Here is a 19962-nt window from a genome sequence, read left to right on the forward strand (position 1 = left end):
ATTAAGCGTATGCTGATTTTCCATAATGAAGAGATTCAACTTTATACTAATATTCGTATTTTATTGTAATTTTTCTTTTGCAATTCAGCAAGACGATTCCAAACATCTTCAATTGGCCAATGAAAGAATTCAGCAGTTAATCAACGATGCTGAAGTTTCAGTAAATACATTAGATTTTGACCGCGCCATTGAACAATTAAATTCTTCTTTAGAACTTTCAAAATCTATTGATGATAAGCGCTTTATTGCATTATCCAGTAGTATTCTTGCCAAACTTTATTATATAAGACACGAATACGATAAAGCGATAACCGAGTTAAACCGGGCAATTTCTATTCAACGTGAAGTGGGCGACGAAAAAGGATTGGCTTACAGCTATGTAAATTTTGCTAAAATTTTTATGGCTAAACATAACAAAACCCGGGCAAACCGTTATCTCAACCTGGCAGAAGAACTCTACTTAAAATTAGACAATCAGGAATACCTTGGAATAGTTTCTTTAAACCGGGCGATTATCATTCAAAAATCTGAAAAACAGATCAATGAAGCCTTAAAACTTCTGGAAAAGGCAAAAATACAACTCTCAGAGTCTGAAAACATGTACGAACTTTCAAGACTCTATTACTATACCGGTAGAGCTCATATAGCCCTCAAGAACTACGAACTGGCCGAAGAGAACTGCAACAAGGCATTAGCAATTGCCAAGGCTAACAATTTTGGCGGCATGATAATGAGCATCTATAAGCAACTGAGTATAATTTATGAGGAAACCGGTAATTACAAGACTTCCCTGGATTATCTTCAAAAAAGTTATGCACGTAATGACTCCATAATTGCAATGAATAAGGAGGTACTGGCCGAACAAGCAAATGCCAAATATGGAATAGATGCCTTGCAAAGTAGTTTAAATGAATTGAGCCTTCAGAATGCCGAACAGGAAAGCAAGTTAAAAGTTAATAAACTAACCACAATTCTTAGTGTGGCACTTATTACCATTCTCTCGCTTTTAACCCTGTCACTCTACAAAAACAATAACTTAAGGGCCCGTGCCAACGAATTGCTACAAAAGAAAAACACAGAGCTTACAAAAGCCAAAGAAAATGCAGAAAAAGCTTCCCTGGCCAAAGCTCAGTTTCTCTCTACAATTACTCACGAGTTAAGAACGCCCCTATATGCTGTAACCGGCCTTACACACCTATTGTTAGAAGAAAGCCCTACCGAAAACCAAAAAGAGCATCTTAATTCATTAAAATTTTCTGGTGAATATTTACTTTCACTTATCAACAACATTTTAGACCTTAACAAACTGGAAGCTAACAAGGTAGAAGTTATGGAGGCTTCTTTTGACCTTAAAAAGCGTATTTCAGATGTATTGGTTGCACTTCAAAACTCGGCAGACCAAAAAAATACTAAAATCCACCTTAACTACGACAATTCTATTCCCGAAGAGATAAAAGGCGACCCATTAAAAATATCACAAATCTTAATAAATTTAATTGGAAACTCTATAAAATTCACCGAAGACGGGGATATATGGATTAATGTCTCTAAAAACTCTCACGAAGGAAATATTATTTTACTTGATTTTGAAATTAAAGATAACGGCGAGGGAATTTCAAAGGAAAAACAAAAAGCAATTTTTGAAAACTTCACCCAGGGCTCCACACAGATTAATCGTAAATTTGGGGGAACCGGTTTAGGATTATCTATAGTAAAAAATCTTCTTAGTTTACTAGGCAGTGAAATTGAGCTGGAAAGTGATTTGGGCAAAGGTTCAACTTTTACTTTTCAGCTAAAGTTTGAAGCTAAAGAAATAGAAAATAATACAAATAAAACATCCCAGGATGCAGAAGCACCTGTTGAAGATAGATTAGAAGGCAAAAACATACTTATTGTGGAAGACAATAAGATAAACCAAATGATTACCCGTAAAATCCTGGAAAAACATCAGGTTATTTGCGAGGTGGCCGATAACGGTACTATTGCTGTAGAAAAAACCAAGGAAAATGAATACGATCTTATTCTTATGGATATCCATATGCCGGGAATAAGTGGGATAGAAGCCACTAAAGAAATTAGAAAATTTAATACTGAAATCCCCATCATTGCCTTAACCGCTGTTACTTTAGACGATAATCTTGATGAGTTCTACTTAAACGGATTTAGCGATATTATTCCAAAACCCTATAAAACGGAAGAATTTTTCCTGAAAATTAATAAGCAATTAGCCTTAAAACAGAGTACGGTTTAAAAAGCACCCTAGCCACTTTATTAAACCAATTACTCACTATTAAGTAAGTACAAATAAAGCCTATTGTCCTTTTACAAATTTTATTATTTCGGCCTTAAATTCTGCTTCGTTATTTAAAAAAGCAGTCTTTACCGGCAGGTAGTAGAGCTGCCTGGGTTTAAAATAAGTATATAAACGCACGTAATCTTTTTCGGTAGTTAAAATTAGTGCTTCTTTGGTTAGCTCTGCTATTTCTTTATCGGTAAAATTATGATGGTCTTTAAAAATACGATGCTTAAAGTTAAAACCTTTTGTCTTTAAATAATTTACAAGTGGTTTAGGGTTTGCAATCCCCGTAACCAAAGTAAAACATTTATCTTTTAAATCATCTAGTTTAATGCTGGCTTCTTCAGAGTTTATTTCTTCAGAATAATCAATAAAACTAAAATATAATTGCTGGTAGTTATGTAATCTAAGTTTAGTTCTAATGGCATCCATTTCTCTATGTGTAAGCTTTCGCGGGCATTTAGTAACCACAATTATTTTAGCACGTTCTGCTCCTACTGTTGGCTCTCTTAAATTCCCCGTTGGCAACATAACATCATCAACATATAAATCATTGTAAGCAGTGAGTAAAATATTCAGTCCAGCCTTTACTTTTCTATGTTGAAAAGCATCATCCAATAAAATAATTTCTGCATTTTGTTTTCTAAGATTTGAAATTCCATTTTGTCGGTTGGCGTCTACCGCAATCATAACTTTATTAAACTTTCTTTTAAATTGTAAAGGCTCATCTCCCACCTCTGTTGCCGGCTCTTCTCCACTTAACAACTTATAGCCAGAAGTACTTCTCCTATACCCCCTGCTTAAAGTAGCAACTTTATAGTTTGGCAAAAGAAACTTCAGTAAAAACTCTATCATTGGCGATTTGCCCGTGCCCCCCGCATTTAGGTTCCCTACACATATCACCGGAAAATCATAAGATCTAGAATCGAGTATTTTGGCGTTATAAAGCAAATTTCTACTCCAGGTTATAAAACCATATAATAACGCAAAAGGAATCAGCATTTTTCGTAAAATCTTCATACAGGGCAGACTATAATAATTATATTTGGACTTAGCTGAATTAAAAATTATCACGAAATTAATAAAAACCAACCTCCTAAGTTTATAAAAACTAAAAACAAATGCTTGTAAAAGAAGTTATAGCTATAATTGAAGAATTTGCCCCGCCAGCTTATGCCGAAGATTTTGATAATGTTGGCCTTTTGGTGGGTAATATTAACGCAAAAGTTACCGGAGCACTTATTACCTTAGACAGTCTGGAAAGTGTTGTAGATGAAGCTATCGATAAAAATTGCAATCTCATTATTAGTTTTCATCCCATAATTTTTTCGGGTATAAAAAAGCTAACCGGTAAAGACTATGTGCAAAAAACGATTATTAAAGCAATTAAAAACGATATAGCGATTTATGCAATTCATACCGCTCTAGACAATCAATACAAAGGGGTAAACGATATGATATGCGAAAAGATAGGGCTTAAAAATAGACAAATTTTAATTCCGCGTAAAAACAGTATAAAGAAACTAACCACCTTTGTTCCAAACCAACAAGCCGCAGAGGTAAGAAACGCCCTTTTTGACGCCGGTGGCGGAAGTGTAGGAAATTATGACCACTGCAGTTTTAATGTTAAAGGAGAAGGTAGTTTTAAACCCAACGAAGAGGCAAACCCGGTAATTGGTTCCCGCGGAAACCTACATTTAGAGGAGGAAACACAAATAGGCGTTACCTACCCGGCTCATTTGGAGAGCACCTTGATTACCGCCCTGTTTAAAAGCCATCCTTATGAAGAAGTAGCGTATGAAATAAATACAATTGATAACAAAAATCAACATTTAGGAATGGGAATGATAGGTGAACTGGAAAATCCGGAAAGCCCTACAAGCTTTTTAAAAAGAATTAAAAATCAATTTAACTGTGGTTGCATAAGGCACTCGGATTTTGGAGATACACAAATCAAGAAAGTGGCAGTTTTGGGTGGTAGTGGCAGCTTTGCCATTAATGAGGCAAAAGGTGCCGGAGCCGACATCTATCTTACTGCCGACTTAAAATACCATGATTTTTACAAAGGCGATAAAAACTTTATTTTAGCCGATATTGGCCATTATGAAAGTGAGCAATTCACAAAAGATTTATTACATTCTTATCTTACAAAAAAAATTAGTAATTTTGCACTTATTTTAGCAGAGACAAACACCAATCCAATCAAGTATATATAACTATGGCAAAAAAGAACGATGTTACTGTAGAAGACAAGTTAAGAGCGTTATACGACCTTCAGCTGGTTGATTCCAGAATTGATGAAATAAGGAACGTACGCGGTGAGCTTCCACTAGAGGTAGAAGATTTGGAGGATGAAGTAACAGGATTGAGCAAGCGTTTGGAAAAAATGGATGCCGATATTGAAGTGATCGAGAACGACATTAAGAGTAAGAAAAACCTTATTGATGAGTCTAAATCGACCATGAAGAAATATGCTGAGCAACAAAAAAACGTGCGTAATAACCGTGAATTTAATGCGCTTAGCAAAGAAGTTGAATTCCAGGAATTGGAAATAGAACTTGCCGAAAAACACATTAAAGAATACAGGGCTCAAATTGAACAGAAAAAAGAGTTAATTGAACAAGCCAAAGGACGTTTGGAAGAAAGAAAAAAACACCTTGAGCATAAAAAAGGTGAATTAAATGAAATTCTTGCCGAGACAGAAAAAGAAGAAGAGGCACTTATAAAGAAATCAGCTGAGCTCGAAAAGGATATCGAAGAACGCCTGGTAAAAGCTTATAAGAGAATAAGAGCTAATGTTAAAAACGGACTTGCTATTGTACCGGTTGAAAGAGGTGCTTCTGGAGGTTCTTATTTTACTATTCCGCCGCAGGTAATTATGGAGATTGCCGGTAGAAAAAAGATTATTACCGATGAACATAGTGGTAGAATCCTTGTAGATCAAGAGCTTGCCCAGGAAGAACAGGAAAAAATGCAAAATCTTTTTGCAAAATCTTAAGATTAAAGCAAGCAAAAGCTAAACATTAAGCCTCACCGGTTAAAACATAAAAACCGCCTAAAATATCAATTTTTAGGCGGTTTTATATTTTCATAAGTAAACTACCTCGGGGCAAGCCCATGAGGCCATTCGTTGGAAATATTTTTTTTAATTTCGAGACAACCCAGGTACTAATAAAAAAGCTGTCTGAAAAATCTATTCTCGTCAAGCTGAACTTGTTTCAGCTTCTAACATGTTTTTAATTACCAACACCTTAGATATTGAAATAAATTCAAGATGACGGTTTTAAAAGCTTTTCAGACAGCCTCTTTTTTTAAAATTCTATTTGGTTACTCTGCACACTCTACAGAACAGTCTTCAATACCACCAAACCAAGAGTCGCCATTGGTTAGGCTAATTGTAGAATTGTTCCCTTCTTCAGCACAAGGGTCTGTAGAACCACATTCACTTAAAGAAACTTGTTGAGAAAGCTCTATCATTGCCCCTATTACCGGCGAAGGCTCCTCTACTATAGGCCAGCCGTCATGCCACTTATTTGAAGAGTTATTAGCCTTTCCTGGTTTAAATAATACTGAAGTTAAAACCTGTCCCGTACTCAATTCAATATCGAATTGATCAAAACCGTTTTTCAAGGCTTCGAAATTGGAAAATATCATATATTCCCCTGTATTTGGGTTAGTTATAGTTAAACCTTCAATAGCATGTTTACTGGTAGTAGAAGTACTGTAAGGGAATTCCTCAATAAATTTAAAGTTAAAATCTCTATACTCATCATTAAATTTGGAAGTTTCGCCAGTTTCCTTAAAAATATAGGTAATAGCTTCAACCTTAAGAACTCCTTTGTTTTCTAGCGCGAGCTCTTCTTCGAGTTCACTGGCATTAGGTGTAGCTTCTTCTGACTCTGCAGTACATGACTGAAAACTAATCAATAATACTAAAATACCTGAAAATAATGTAAATCTATTTTTCATTTTGATTGGGGGGGTTAATTAATAATTATAAAATTTCTAAGCTTGCTGTTAAGTCCTATTTATAATGGCATTTCTATAGAAATACTTTTTGAGTTTCATTTGAAATCAATTCTCAAATCGCTTTTTAACATTAAAGCGATAAAATTAAACAAAATTATTAAATCCTGTTAAATTGTGACAAAATTATTTACATCTTTCAAATATTTCAAAATGAAAAATACCTTAACCACAATAAACATACTATGGATTAACAAGCTTTTCACATATATTTTCTTTTTTAAAACTACCTTTATTATCAACTAAACCTTTTTAGTCATGAAGTTTTATATTAGCATACTTTGCCTCGCCTTGATGCTGGTATCCTGCAAGAACAACAGTCAGAACAGTGATTCAGGTACCCAAACAGAAGAAAACAATATTACTAAGTTTGATTCTACAAACACAAGCGCCGGGGTTGATATTCAAAAAAAGGCGGAAGGTAATACTAAGAACAATTTAGGTTCTTTAAGTGCCGCTATTTCTGGTAATACATATTTAAAAAACAACGAAACTAATTGTAGTTGTTATTGCCTAAAATTTGAAACAGATAATCGCATAGAGTTATGTTTGGCCGAAGATAAATTCTATATCGAAGCTAAATACAATCAGGCTGGCGATGTTGTGAACTTTTATTACGTAAAAGCCTTAAATCAGGAAAACAATCAGGACATTCCCTGGGATAAATTTGACACTAATATTCCTATTGCCGTATTGAACCAGGGACAAAACGGTATGCTTACATTAGATTGGAAAGGTTTTTCTATAGATGGAGAACTGGCCCTAGATTATGCTATCTATGGCAAAAAAACATTAGAAGGAACTTATAAAAAAATAGAGCAATGAAGCGATTTTTCTTACCCACAATCATATTCTTATTAATCTCTTGCGGAAATAATGCGCAGGAAAAAACCGTCACCAAACCAGAAATTGCCAATGCAGATCCGGTAGAGGTTCCCGCAGAAAATGGCTATGAAAAAGCCTACTTTGCCAGTGGGTGCTTTTGGTGTGTTGAAGCTATTTATGAAAGTGTAGCAGGAGTAAAAGAAGCCATCTCGGGATATGCCGGTGGCCATACCAAAAACCCAACTTACGAGTCAAGCAACACCGGAAGAACCGGGCACGCTGAAGCTGTAGAAGTTATTTACAACCCAGATGTGGTTAGCTTTAAAACTTTAGTAGAAGTTTACTTTGCTTCACAGGATCCCACCCAGGTAAATGGGCAAGGCCCCGATATAGGTTCCCAATACAGATCTTTAATTTTTTTTCAAAACAAGGAACAAAAAGAGATTATTAATGAAGTAAAGAATGCAATAGCTAAAGATTACAAAAAACCAATTGCTGCAGAAATCTTACCATTTCAGAAATTTTGGGTAGCCGAAGATTATCATCAGAATTATGAAAAAAATAATCCTAACAATCCTTACATCCAAAAGGTTTCTATTCCGAGGTTAAATCGTTTTAAGGAAAAGTTTCCTGAAATCCTTAAAGAAGAATCACATTAAAATTTTAAGAATTTAATATTCATTATTCCTAAAATTCAGCTTTATTGAAAAAGATGAAATATTTACTTTTACGGCTGAAATCAAACCCGGCTTCTTAAAATTGTATAATATAAAAATTAGCGAGCGTACCTTAAAGTTTAAAACTATTCCAAGGTAGTGCATCAACCTATCTCATGAGCATCACTATAGAAAACATTCTCTTAATAGGTTCGCTTTTATTATTTATAAGCATTCTTGCAGGCAAAACTTCCTATCGTTTTGGTGTACCGACTCTGGTGCTTTTTCTTGCTGTTGGAATCCTTTCAGGATCTGAAGGTATTGGGGGCATTTACTTTAACGACCCTAAACTAGCCCAATTTATAGGTATTGTTTCCCTAAATTTCATCTTATTCTCCGGTGGCCTGGACACCAGTTGGAAAACTATAAAACCGGTAATGTGGCAGGGAATTTCCCTTTCTATTCTTGGTGTTTTATTTACAGCGGTAAGCGTAGGCGCGTTTGTATGGTTTATTACAGACTTTACTATTTATGAGGGCTTATTACTTGGCGCCATAGTATCTTCAACAGATGCTGCCGCCGTCTTTTCAATTTTAAGATCAAAAAACCTGGCCCTAAAATCTAATCTCAGACCTACGCTGGAGTTAGAAAGCGGTAGTAACGACCCCATGGCCTATTTTCTTACCATTGCATTTTTAGGCCTCGTAGTAAATCAGGATCAAAGTATTTATAGTATAATCCCATTATTCCTACAGCAAATTCTTATTGGCGCATTACTTGGTTTTATTTTTGGAAAACTAAGTAAAATAGTAATTAACAGGATTAAATTAGATTTTGAAGGACTTTATCCTGTACTGGCCATAGCCTTAATGTTTATAGTATTTTCTGCTACCGATGCCCTTGGTGGTAATGGCTTTCTAGCCGTTTATTTAAGTGGTGTGTACCTTGGGAATCACAACATTATTCATAAAAAGACCATTATGCGCATGTTTGATGGGCTTGCCTGGCTTATGCAAATTGTACTCTTCCTTACCTTAGGTTTATTGGTTTACCCATCGCATATAGTTCCTGTGATTGGCGTGGGAATTTTTATCTCGGTATTCCTTATTTTTATAGCAAGGCCTTTGGGGGTGTTTCTAAGCTTAATTTTCTTTAAAATGAAGATGCGCCGGCGTTGGTATATTTCCTGGGTGGGCCTACGTGGTGCTGTCCCTATTGTATTTGCTACCTATCCTTTACTTGCCGGGATTGAAAAAGCCGATATGATTTTTAACATTGTATTCTTCGTTTCCCTTACTTCGGTATTAATTCAGGGAACAACTCTATCTATAGTGGCAAAATGGCTTAATGTTGCGCTCCCAATGAAAGCCAAGCAAAAATCGCCGGTCGATGCTTTTATGGCCGATGATGCCAAATCTTTTTTACGGGAAATAAACATCCCGGAACATAGTCATTCGGTAGGAAAAAGGATTGTAGACCTTAAATTCCCGAAAAAAGCAATCATTGCTATGATTTCCAGAGACGACCAGTTTATTACCCCAAACGGAAACACGGTGGTTGAAGCCAATGATATGTTAGTGGTGTTAACCGAAGATGAAGAAACTATGCTTGGAGTCTATGACTGCCTGAATATTCTAGCTGATGTTCAGGAAGATTTAGACTAAGAAAGCCGATTTGTTTTCTAAAAGTTCCAGAATTTTAGTTTCAACTTCAGCAGAATTCCACTTTTTTTCGATGTCGGGAAGCTCCATAACGCAATCCATAATTTTTCGCTGATAATCCCCAATAGCCAAAGCTTCGGCATAGGGTTTATCAGAAAAAGTAACCCTGGAGTATAAGGGTACCCAGGAATCTGGGTGCTTACTAGAGAACCAGGTCTCAATTTTCTTCCGAAGTAAAAAATCGGGGTCGGCTGTTTTACTGCTCATTTCTATAAAATTTCTATAGCTCAATTCTGCAATAGCATCAGCATTGGGTTTTCTGGATTTTTGGTATTCTTCAAAAATACTTTCCCAATCATCGCCAAATTCCTTCATTTTTTCACTTAAAACCAAAATATCTTCGAATCCGGCATTCATCCCCTGCCCATAAAATGGAACAATGGCATGCGCCGAATCACCCACCAACGTGACTTTTTCCCAATAAGACCAGGGAAAACATTTAACGGTTACCATACTACTGGTGGGGTTTTTAAAGAAATCCCGTTTTAGGTTCTCAATCTCATTGTTAATATCAGGGAAATGCTTTTGAAAAAAGGAATCAGCATCTTGCTCTGTTTTTATACTTTCAAAAGAATTTTCACCCTCAAAAGGCATAAACAAGGTACAGGTAAAGCTACCATCTAAATTGGGCATGGCAATTAGCATAAATTCGCCACGAGGCCAAATATGAAAAGAGGCATTATCTAATTTATGGGTACCATCTTCGTTTGCTGCGATACTTAGCTCTTTATACCCTACATCTATAAAGTGTTGTGAATAGTTAAACCTGCTCTGTCTTTGCATTTTATGCCTCACCCTGGAAAAAGCGCCATCGGCACCAAAAATCAAGTCAAATTGATATTCTTTCCACTCTCCTTTTTCACTTTCCCCCGTATACAATTTAGCTTCAGCCATAGCTATATCCCACACTTTTTCTTCAAACCTAAACTTAGCCCCGGCTTCCTCGGCCAGGCTAATCATTTTTCGGTTTAAAACACCTCTGGAAATAGAGTAAATTGCTTCTTCCTCTTTGCCGTATTTTTGGTAATAAAGTGGCCTATCATTCACATGCATTGCCCTTTTATCTAATGCTAAAGCCAACTTTTTTATTTCATCTTCAATCCCCACTGCCCTTAAAGCCTTCCATCCACGATTAGACATGGCCAGGTTAATTGAACGGCCAGAAAATTCAACTTTCCTAACATCTTTTCTACGATCAAAAACCTGGACCTCGTGCCCGGCTTTTCTGAGATAAATAGCGAGTAAAGATCCAACCAGTCCCGAGCCTACAATGGCAATTTTTTTTGGTGTTTGCATAAAGTGCCTACTGTGCATCTCCTTTTTTAAATTTTATAGTTTTCGGAAAATGCGATTTAAACTACGAAAGTACTTATTTCTACCGACTTTAGGCAGGGGGAACCTTTTTAAGAAACTTCTATTTACCATTTAATTAACAGCACTTACGTGATGCTTACCTTACATTTATTATTAAAAACATGTAATTATGAATAAAGATCAAGCTTTACTGAAACCAATTAAAATTGGAGATCTGGAATTAAAAAATCGAGTAATTATGGCTCCAATGACGCGTAATCGCGCTGATAATAAGGAAAATGAACCTACCAATTTACACGTCAAATACTATTCACAACGGGCAGGTGCCGGGTTAATTATCACCGAAGGTTCACAGATTTCTGAAGCGGCAGTAGGATATATTAATACTCCCGGAATCTACACCGAGGGCCAGGTAGAGGCCTGGAAAAAAGTTACCACGGCAGTTCATGAAAATGACGGTAAAATTTTCTTACAGCTATGGCATTGCGGTAGAATTTCACATCCCAAATTTCACAATGGAGAAAAGCCTTTAGCTCCAAGCGCCGTAAACCCAAACACCCAGGCCTATACTCCAGATGGTTTTGAAGATACCGTAGAACCCCAGGCAATGAGCATTGCAGATATAAAACAAACAGTGCTGGATTTTAAACACGCAGCAGAAAATGCAAAAAATGCCGGGTTTGACGGGGTGGAAATCCATTCATCAAATGGGTATTTAATTCACCAGTTTTTTAATAAAAACGCCAACATTAGAACCGATGATTATGGCGGAAGTATTCAAAACAGAGCTCGTTTCTTTTTTGAAGTGCTGGAAGCAGTTGGTGAAATATGGCCCGAAAATAGAATTGGAGTACGGTTAAACCCTTCCCTACACAATGCTTTTGGTATTACAGCCACAGATGAAACCATTGCTACCTTTGATTATGTCATCGAAAAATTAAATGCCTACGATTTGGCCTATACACATTTGTCTGAACCTTTTACCGATGTAAGCGACATAAACTACCTGGAACCAAATATTGCCAAACACTACCGGCCTATTTATAAAGGTAATTTAATGATTAATGCCGGTTTTGATCAGGAATCGGGGAACAAGGTAATTGATGAAGGAAATGCCGATATGGTTTCATTTGCAAAATTGTTTATTTCCAACCCCGATTTGCCCCTACGTTTTGCTAAAAATGCACCTATTGCCGACTGGGACGAAGATACTTTTTACACTCCCGGCGCAAAAGGTTACACCGATTATCCTAAATACGAGGATTAATATGTAGCCCTAAAAATTCATAATTTTAGATTAAAAGTCCTTAAAACCAGGTTAATTGGTTAAAATTTCGTCTTATAAAAAGCTAATTTTAGTAATCAACTTATAAAACAAAAATTATGGATGAGTCGAAACTTGAACAAATGAGAGCCACCTTAAATAAACTGGAAGACATTAAAAATAGCCAGGAAAGTATTATTGACAAGATAAATCATGTGATCACAGATTTGTTTCAACACCCCGACGATGAATTGGAAAAAGCCATGAATGCAGCCCATCAAAAATCTTCAGATAATGTTGATGCCGTTCGGGAAGCGATGGAAGAATATGAAATGAGGATTAATAAACTGGAAAATCAAGGCTAATCAATTTATAAAGAAAAGCTAATCATTAAAGCCTTCAGGTGATTAAAACTTAAATTTGTTTGGAAGAAAAAATATTTCATACAGACATTTTAAGTTTTAGTCACCTTTTTATTTCAACTATATGGAACACATTACTTCAGAAGAAATTAGGCAAATGGAAAAAATATTTCGCTTAAATCTTATCAATAGCGTTACCGGTTATAAATCTGCCAATCTTATTGCAACAAAATCTAGCAAAAACATTGTGAATGTGGCTGTATTTAGTTCGGTTACGCACCTTGGCAGCGAACCTCCCTTACTGGGCTTTATTACCCGGCCAACTAAAGAAGTCCCTAGAAACACTTACAAGAACATTAAAGAAAGTCAGTATTTTACGGTGAATCATATTCAGAAAGATATGATAGAAAAAGCACACCAAACAGCCGCGAAATACGACGAGGAAATCTCTGAATTTCAAAAAACCGGCCTGGAAGAAGAGTACCTGGACGGTTTTTTCGCCCCTTATGTAAAACAATCTACCGTAAAACTAGGCTGTAAATTTATAAATGAATATTACATCAAAGAAAATGACACCATAATGCTTATTGGCAGCATAGAACATATTTATTTTGATGAAGGCATACAAGCTCCAGACGGCTGGTTGCGCTTAGATGATGCCGAAACGGTAACCATAAACGGTTTAGATGGCTATGCACTTCCCAACTTGTTAGACCGTTTTCATTATGCCAGGCCCGACCAGGAGATCAAATCCTTTTTTAGTAAAGAAGAATGATTTATGAAATCGGTAAAGAAATCTAACTTTCCGGAAAAAATATGTCCTGTTTGCAAAAAACCATTTAGGTGGCGTAAAAAGTGGGAGAAAAATTGGGCTTCAGTTAAATATTGTAGTGAAAAATGTAGAAGAAATAAGTAATGAGTACAGCACTGGTTTGGTTTCAAAATAATTTACGTGTTACAGATAATATAGCCTTAAGCAAGGCCTGCAAAGAAAATCAAGCTGTAATAGCCGTTTATTTTTTTGATCCCAGGCAATTTGATTTTACAGAATATGGATTCAAAAAAACCGGGAAATTCAGGGCGAAATTTTTGATAGAAACAATTAAGGAATTAAAGGAGAACCTGGCAGCAATTAATATCCCACTATTTGTTTACCGGGAAAAACCTGAAAAAGTTTTACCCTGTTTTTTTGAGAAATATGCAATTTCCAACATTTATTTGCAAAAAGAATGGACCAGTGAAGAGCAGGATATAATCAAGAAAGTAGAAAAAGAAGCCATAGAAGAATTAGAGTTTAAAGATTTTTACGACCAGTTTTTATTTCATCCCACAGATATCCCCTATACGAACTTCAATGAGATCCCAAAGGTTTTTACAGAATTCAGAAAAAAATGTGAAGCCCAAGTTACTGTTAGGGAATGCCTCCCAAAACCCAAAGCCTTAACAAAGGAAAATTTCGAACTCGAAAACCTTACAAAAATACCCGATTTAAACGAGCTGGGATTTGAGGAATTTGAGCTGGATCCCAGGACGGCTTTTCCGTTTCAAGGTGGCGAAGATCAAGCAAAAGAAAGAATACAACACTATTTTTGGGAAACTAAAAACCTGGCTAAATACAAACAAACCAGAAACGGTTTAATTGGTGAAGCTTATAGTTCAAAACTTTCGGCCTGGCTTGCAAATGGTAGTATTTCGCCCAAACAAATTTATTGGGCGGTAAAAAAATTCGAAAAAGATATCACTAAAAACCAGGATACCTACTGGCTTATTTTTGAGCTAATTTGGCGCGATTACTTTAAGTTTATTTCATTAAAACACGCGAATAAAATCTTCAAAATTGATGGGATTTTAGAAAAAGAATTAAGATGGAATAAAGATAAACAAACTCTACAGCGCTGGGTTTGTGGAGAAACTAAAGAAGCATTTATAAACGCGAATATGAAAGAACTGGCCGCTACAGGATTTATGAGCAATCGTGGTAGGCAAAATGTTGCCAGTTTTTGGGCAAAAGAACTAAAACAGGATTGGCGAATTGGCGCAGCATATTTTGAAAGCTTGCTTATAGATTACGATGTACACAGCAATTGGGGGAACTGGATGTACAACAGCGGAGTTGGCAACGATCCGCGGGATCGTAAATTTAATATAAAACGCCAGGCCGAACGTTATGACCCTGATAAAAAATTTCAAGAATTATGGCTGAAAAAATAACTAAACTAAGATTAATTTTAGGCGATCAGCTTAACCATAAACACACCTGGTTTAAAGAGCAAGAAAAAAACACACTCTATGTGCTTATGGAAATGCGCCAGGAAACCGACTATGTGATGCATCATATCCAAAAAGTAGTTGGTTTTTTTTGTGTCATGCGCAATTTCGCCAAGTATTTAAAGGAGCGTGGGCATAAGGTACTCTATTTAAAAATTAGCGATAAAAAGAACAAACAAACTTTACCCGAAAATCTAAAGCAGCTAATTTCAGAATATAAGATTGAAAAATTTGAATATCAGCTTCCCGATGAATATCGTCTTGACGTTCAATTAAAAGATTTTTGTAATGACTTACATATTGAAACCGAAGTCTACGACACCGAACACTTTTTAACCTCTAGAGAAGATCTTACTAATTTTTATAAAGGTAAAAAAGATATGGTCATGGAATATTTTTACCGCGATATGCGTAAAAAATACGATGTGCTCATGCTTACGGAAAAAGACCCGGAAGGCGGCAAATGGAATTTTGATAAATCTAATCGTAAAAAATGGACCGGCAAGCCCGAAATTCCCCACGAACGCGGATTTAGAAAAGATGTTTCAGGAATACTCAAAGAAATAGAGAAATCTGGTATTAAAACTTTTGGAAACATTGATGCCGAAAAATTCAATTGGCCGACAAGCCGGGAGGATTCACTTTCGGTTTTAAATTATTTCTGTAAAAATTTATTGGTTTATTTTGGCGATTTTCAGGATGCGCTACATAGTGAACAGGCATATTTATTTCACTCCAGGTTATCATTTTCGCTTAACACCAAAATGCTGCATCCCAAAGAAGTAATAGATGCAGTAATAGCGCATTGGAGAGAGCATAAAGACGAAATAGACATCTCACAGGTAGAAGGTTTTGTACGTCAAATTTTAGGTTGGCGCGAATATATGCGTGGCATATACTGGAAAGAAATGCCGGGATATAGACGTACCAACAAGTTAGACAATCAAAATAAACTACCGGAATTTTACTGGACCGGAAATACAAAAATGAATTGCCTAAAACACAGTATAAAGCATAGTTTAGACAATGCCTACGCGCATCACATTCAGCGCCTTATGATAACCGGTAATTATGCACTACTTACACAAACCCACCCTAACGAAGTAGATGCCTGGTACCTGGGTATTTATATAGATGCCATAGAATGGGTAGAAATAACCAATACCCGGGGTATGAGCCAGTTTGCCGATGGTGGAATTGTAGCTACCAAACCCTATGTTTCCAGTGGTTCTTATATTCATAAAATGAGCAACTATTGTAAAACCTGTGCTTATGATGTCAAAAAGAAAACCGGTGAGAATTCCTGCCCTTTTAATACTTTATACTGGAATTTTTTAGCTGAAAAACGTGAATTCTTCAAGGGAAACCGCAGAATGGCTATGATGCTTTCTATGCTTGATAAAAAGTCGGGAGATGAAATAATTACAATAAAAAACCGGGCAAACGATATAATAAATAATCCTGAAAAATTTTAACATTCAAGTTAAACACTAGTTAAAAAATATCGCTCCAAATAAGTTATTCTATAAATTCGTTAAAAACAATTAACCAATGTAGCTTAGCTACTAAAAACCAACCAATATGAGAGATTTAATTTGGCTTATTGTAGTATTACTAGTTATAGGATGGCTTGTTGGCTATTTTGCTTTTCCAGATTTAGGAAGCATCATCCATATACTAATTGTTCTGGCTGTAATTCTAATTTTATATAGATTATTAACAGGACGCCGACTTTAATTTAGTAATACAATCGAATCATAAGAGGATGCCTGAAAAGTTATTAACTCTCGTCCTGAACTCGTTTAAGACGAAGAACCACTTTTCAGACAGCCTCTTTTATTTTTATTTTTCCTCTAAAAACACAATAATTCTATATACAGACAGTAAAACAGGCTTTTTTCACCAAACTCTGTAATTTTTTTTTAATTCTCTATATTCTTCTGCTAAAACAAAAATATCCAGACTCATTTTATTTCAAATATCTTTTATAAAACTTGCGTAGAATGCCCATGACTCCTATTTTAAAAGCAGTTTTTGTACCTTTATGCGAAATAAATCATTATGAAAAAACTAATCTTTATTAGCTTTCTTGTTATTGGCTTAACTGCTTGCAAGAACAACAAAGAAACTAAAATTGGGCAGGAAACTACAGAAGAAGCCCAGAAAAGCATTGAAGAGCAAATTGCTGTGGCTCACGGATTAAATAATTTTGATGCTGTTGAAGAAATTCGTTTCACATTTAACGTAAAGGTTCAGGATTCCCTAAGAACCAGCCGTGCGTGGACCTGGAAGCCAAAAACCAATGAGATTAGACTAACCCAGGGTGATATAAGCCAAACTTATACCAAAACCAACAATATTTCTGAAGACGATAAGGATATAGATCAAAAGTTTATAAATGATTCTTACTGGTTATTATTCCCATATCAAATGGTATGGAGTGATGCTACTATTTCAGAAGAAAAAACCGGTACTGCTCCCATTAGCAAAAAAGAGATGAACTATTTAGAAGTTTCCTATAAGAATGAAGGCGGCTATACTCCGGGGGATACCTACGTGGTATATTATAACGACGATCTTCTTTTAGAGGAATGGATTTACAAATCGGCTGACGGAAAAAGAGAAATGCCTACGACCTGGGAAGATTTTGAAGATTTTCAGGGCTTAAAAATTGCTAAATCCCATAAATCTCCCGATGGAAGTTTTGAATTGTTCTTTACCGAAATTGAAGTAAGGTGATCGTAATTTACCTCGTAAAAAACCAACGAACGCGGCATTAAAGCTAGATTATCGGGTAAATTCCCAAAAAATTTAAAGCCACGAATTCAGTAAAAAATATTGAATTCGTGGCTTTTTATTGAAATCTAGCATTAATAATTTAAACCCCTAAGCAACTCCCGAGCCCCTTTGGCCGGTTTCCAATTAGAACCGGGCTCAAAATAATTCCAAAGCAAGGCTGAAACTTGCCTTTGTAATTCCCAGGCTTCATTCGTATCGCCCCAGGATTCGTCCTCATTATTTTTTGTGGCTATATAACATACATAATCTCCCGAAGGGGCATTTACCATAAAAAGCTCTGAACGTGATTTATTTACCATACCCTGTTTTGCCGCAGCCTGCACATAAGGTGGCACCTGGGACAAAGCATAATCCTGATAGAAAGAATTACCCAGCAGCCTATACATTTCGTCACTGGCTGCAGCACTTATTAATTTACGCTCTCTAATTTGTTCTAAAATAGAAGCCATTTCCCTGGGCGTGGTTTGTCCCCAACCATATTTTCCCCAATCTTTATCACGACCTTTTGTTCGTGAGTTTACGCGCGTATGTTCCAGGTTAAGCTCTTCCATTAATTCATTGATGGCTTTCCCGCCACCGGCAAGTTCCTGGTTCCATAAGGAAGTGACATTATCGCTATAGCTAATCATTAATGCCACCAGGGTCCTTAAGTCTGTTCGGGTACTATCTTTATAAAACTGCATTAACCCCGAACCTCCGTAAATACGGTCTTTCGAATACACCAGGCTATCGTTGTAATGTAAATCTCCTTTTTCAATTTTATCAAAAATCTTTATAAGAATAGGAACTTTCACGATACTTGCTGTTGGGAAAATAGTGTCGGCATTTATCCCAACTTCTTTTCCGGTTTTCAGGTTTTTCACATATACGCCTGCATCTCCATTGAAATTTTCGATAAGTGTTTCTAATTTCTTTTGAAGTTTTAGATCAGTTTCAGGATTTTGGGAAAATCCGAATACGGAAATTATCAAAAAACAAAATACAAGTATCTTTTTCATCTTAATTTATTTAGATTTCTCTAGAATTCCCTTTTTAAGAATTTGACCAAATTGGTACATATCTTCGAAAGAGCAATAGAAAGGTGCCGGGGCCAGACGAATTACATTGGGTTCCCGCCAGTCGGGAATTACGCCGTTTTTCATTAAATAATTGAATAATTCCCTGCCTTCTCCGTGTAAAAACACCGAAAGTTGTGTACCTCGCTCTTCCTGATTTGGAGGTGTAATAATTTCAAAAGTGCTCTCAACTTCTTTATCAATTTCGTGTAAAACAAACTCGAGGTAGGCCACAATCTTATTTCTTTTTTCTATTAATGCCGGCATTCCTACCTCATCAAACATTTCAAGCGAAGCTAAATAAGGCGCAAGGGCCAGGACAGGAGCATTAGAGATTTGCCAGGCATCTGCTCCGGGTTCGGGTTGAAATTCAGGCTCCATTAAGAATCTACGTTCTTTGCTATGGCCCCACCAACCTTCAAAACGAGGAATATCTTTTTGGTTATGATATTTTTCATTAATAAAACAACCGGAAGCATTCCCGGGACCGCTATTCATATATTTATAACTACACCAGGCGGCAAAATCCACCTCCCAATCGCTTAATTTTAATTCTATATTACCGGCAGCATGAGCAAGATCCCAGCCCACAAAAGCACCTACTTTATGTCCTGCTTTGGTTATGCTTTCCATTTCCAATACCTGCCCTGTATAATAGTTTACGCCTCCTATAAGCACCAAAGCACACTCCTCTCCTACTTCATTTATTTTGGAAAGAATATCTTCGGTTCTAAAGTTATTTTCCCCTTCACGCCTTTTAATTTCAACAATAGCATCCCTGGGATCATATCCATGAAAACGAACCTGACTGGAAATCATATATTGATCGCTGGGAAAAGCTTTTTCTTCACAAATAATCTTGTAACGTTTTCCTTTTGGCCTGTAAAAAGACACCATCAACAAATGTAAATTAACCGTAAGGGTGTTCATAACTGTAACCTCAGCAGGTTTCGCACCTACTACTTTAGCCAGCTTCTTTGAAAAACGCTCGTGATAATCCCACCAGGGTTTTTCGGCATAAAAATGACCTTCTACGGCGAGATTAGCCCAATCGGTCATAATCTCATCCACATATTTTTTAGCTGATTTAGGTTGAAGACCAAGCGAATTTCCGGTAAAATAAATCACATTTTTCCCTTCGTGCTGCGGAAAAATAAACTGGTCGCGATATGATGATAGTTTGTCCTGGGAATCCAGTTCCCGGGCATATTCTAGAGTATTTTGAAATTGCATGTGTGGTTTTAGTTTTAAGTAAAAATACAATTTCTTGGCAGAAATGCCTGAAGCAAATTACTTCCTGGCAAGCCTCATAGAGTTAAAAGTTAAATAAGGAGTAATAGCTAATTAGTATTTGTCCTGAAAGCTTTCATATTAAA

Annotated in this window: 19 protein-coding genes; 14 read left to right on the forward strand and 5 right to left on the reverse strand. The window is 36.2% G+C overall.

All coding sequences use genetic code 11. The features are described 5' to 3' along the window. Window positions 1-25: 25 nt before the first annotated feature. Window positions 26-2251: a tetratricopeptide repeat-containing hybrid sensor histidine kinase/response regulator gene (locus I6U49_RS03300; protein ID WP_193711060.1), complete on the forward strand. Its 2226-nt coding sequence runs from the start codon at window positions 26-28 to the stop codon at window positions 2249-2251. 60 nt (window positions 2252-2311) lie between these two features. Here the strand turns inward: I6U49_RS03300 and lpxK are convergent, their stop codons facing one another. After that, entirely contained in the window at window positions 2312-3316 is a 1005-nt protein-coding gene (gene lpxK / locus I6U49_RS03305) for a tetraacyldisaccharide 4'-kinase (protein WP_198627563.1), read from the reverse strand. A gap of 101 nt (window positions 3317-3417) precedes the next feature. On the opposite strand from lpxK, the gene I6U49_RS03310 reads away from it, so the two are divergent. Both I6U49_RS03310 and I6U49_RS03315 read left to right on the forward strand, forming a co-directional pair. After that, window positions 3418-4512: a Nif3-like dinuclear metal center hexameric protein gene (locus I6U49_RS03310; protein WP_198627564.1), complete on the forward strand. Its 1095-nt coding sequence runs from the start codon at window positions 3418-3420 to the stop codon at window positions 4510-4512. A gap of 2 nt (window positions 4513-4514) precedes the next feature. After that, entirely contained in the window at window positions 4515-5294 is a 780-nt protein-coding gene (locus tag I6U49_RS03315; RefSeq protein WP_198627565.1) for a zinc ribbon domain-containing protein, read from the forward strand. A gap of 329 nt (window positions 5295-5623) precedes the next feature. Here the strand turns inward: I6U49_RS03315 and I6U49_RS03320 are convergent, their stop codons facing one another. After that, a complete protein-coding gene (locus I6U49_RS03320; RefSeq protein WP_198627566.1) occupies window positions 5624-6265 on the reverse strand; it encodes a hypothetical protein in 642 nt (213 codons plus the stop codon). Window positions 6266-6580: 315 nt separating this feature from the next. Between I6U49_RS03320 and I6U49_RS03325 the strand changes: the two genes are divergently transcribed. The 3 genes from I6U49_RS03325 to I6U49_RS03335 all read left to right on the forward strand — a co-directional run bounded on the left by I6U49_RS03325 (window position 6581) and on the right by I6U49_RS03335 (window position 9467). After that, window positions 6581-7147 carry a hypothetical protein gene (locus I6U49_RS03325; protein ID WP_198627567.1) on the forward strand — a complete coding sequence of 189 codons (567 nt, stop codon included), beginning with the start codon at window positions 6581-6583 and terminating at the stop codon, window positions 7145-7147. Continuing rightward, window positions 7144-7806 carry a peptide-methionine (S)-S-oxide reductase MsrA gene (msrA, locus tag I6U49_RS03330; RefSeq protein ID WP_198627568.1) on the forward strand — a complete coding sequence of 221 codons (663 nt, stop codon included), beginning with the start codon at window positions 7144-7146 and terminating at the stop codon, window positions 7804-7806. Before I6U49_RS03325 ends, msrA begins: the two co-directional genes overlap by 4 nt. 173 nt (window positions 7807-7979) lie before the next feature. After that, window positions 7980-9467, forward strand: coding sequence for a potassium/proton antiporter (locus I6U49_RS03335; RefSeq protein WP_198627569.1), 1488 nt, complete (start codon window positions 7980-7982; stop codon window positions 9465-9467). On the opposite strand, the gene I6U49_RS03340 is transcribed toward I6U49_RS03335, so the two are convergent. Further along, window positions 9459-10820, reverse strand: a complete 1362-nt coding sequence (locus I6U49_RS03340) for an FAD-dependent oxidoreductase (RefSeq protein WP_198627570.1) — start codon at window positions 10818-10820, stop codon at window positions 9459-9461. The genes I6U49_RS03335 and I6U49_RS03340 overlap by 9 nt on opposite strands. A gap of 187 nt (window positions 10821-11007) precedes the next feature. Here I6U49_RS03340 and I6U49_RS03345 point away from each other — a divergent pair, with 187 nt between their 5' ends. From I6U49_RS03345 to I6U49_RS03380, 8 genes are all read left to right on the forward strand, one after another. Next, entirely contained in the window at window positions 11008-12105 is a 1098-nt protein-coding gene (locus tag I6U49_RS03345) for an alkene reductase (RefSeq protein WP_198627571.1), read from the forward strand. Between the two features lie 116 nt (window positions 12106-12221). Then, window positions 12222-12467, forward strand: a complete 246-nt coding sequence (locus I6U49_RS03350) for a hypothetical protein (RefSeq protein WP_193711070.1) — start codon at window positions 12222-12224, stop codon at window positions 12465-12467. A 121-nt stretch (window positions 12468-12588) separates the two neighbouring features. Further along, window positions 12589-13239 (forward strand): flavin reductase family protein, encoded by a 651-nt coding sequence (locus tag I6U49_RS03355; protein WP_193711071.1) that lies wholly within the window; start codon window positions 12589-12591, stop codon window positions 13237-13239. 3 nt (window positions 13240-13242) lie between these two features. Further along, a complete protein-coding gene (locus I6U49_RS03360) occupies window positions 13243-13380 on the forward strand; it encodes a DUF2256 domain-containing protein (RefSeq protein ID WP_193711072.1) in 138 nt (45 codons plus the stop codon). Next, a complete protein-coding gene (locus I6U49_RS03365; protein WP_198627572.1) occupies window positions 13380-14675 on the forward strand; it encodes a DASH family cryptochrome in 1296 nt (431 codons plus the stop codon). The genes I6U49_RS03360 and I6U49_RS03365 overlap by 1 nt, the downstream gene beginning before the upstream one ends. After that, the gene (locus I6U49_RS03370) at window positions 14660-16207 is read left to right on the forward strand and encodes a cryptochrome/photolyase family protein (RefSeq protein WP_198627573.1); all 1548 of its coding nucleotides are present in this window, start codon (window positions 14660-14662) and stop codon (window positions 16205-16207) included. Before I6U49_RS03365 ends, I6U49_RS03370 begins: the two co-directional genes overlap by 16 nt. A gap of 106 nt (window positions 16208-16313) precedes the next feature. Beyond that, window positions 16314-16469: a lmo0937 family membrane protein gene (locus I6U49_RS03375; RefSeq protein ID WP_193711075.1), complete on the forward strand. Its 156-nt coding sequence runs from the start codon at window positions 16314-16316 to the stop codon at window positions 16467-16469. A gap of 324 nt (window positions 16470-16793) precedes the next feature. Continuing rightward, entirely contained in the window at window positions 16794-17471 is a 678-nt protein-coding gene (locus I6U49_RS03380; protein WP_198627574.1) for a hypothetical protein, read from the forward strand. A gap of 131 nt (window positions 17472-17602) precedes the next feature. Here the strand turns inward: I6U49_RS03380 and I6U49_RS03385 are convergent, their stop codons facing one another. Both I6U49_RS03385 and kynU read right to left on the reverse strand, forming a co-directional pair. Further along, complete coding sequence (locus I6U49_RS03385; RefSeq protein ID WP_198627575.1) at window positions 17603-18529, reverse strand: serine hydrolase; 927 nt, start codon at window positions 18527-18529, stop codon at window positions 17603-17605. A gap of 6 nt (window positions 18530-18535) precedes the next feature. Further along, a complete protein-coding gene (gene kynU / locus I6U49_RS03390; RefSeq protein ID WP_198627576.1) occupies window positions 18536-19819 on the reverse strand; it encodes a kynureninase in 1284 nt (427 codons plus the stop codon). Window positions 19820-19962 lie beyond the last annotated feature (143 nt).

The organism is Salegentibacter maritimus, assembly GCF_016236915.1.
GTDB lineage: Bacteria > Bacteroidota > Bacteroidia > Flavobacteriales > Flavobacteriaceae > Salegentibacter > Salegentibacter maritimus.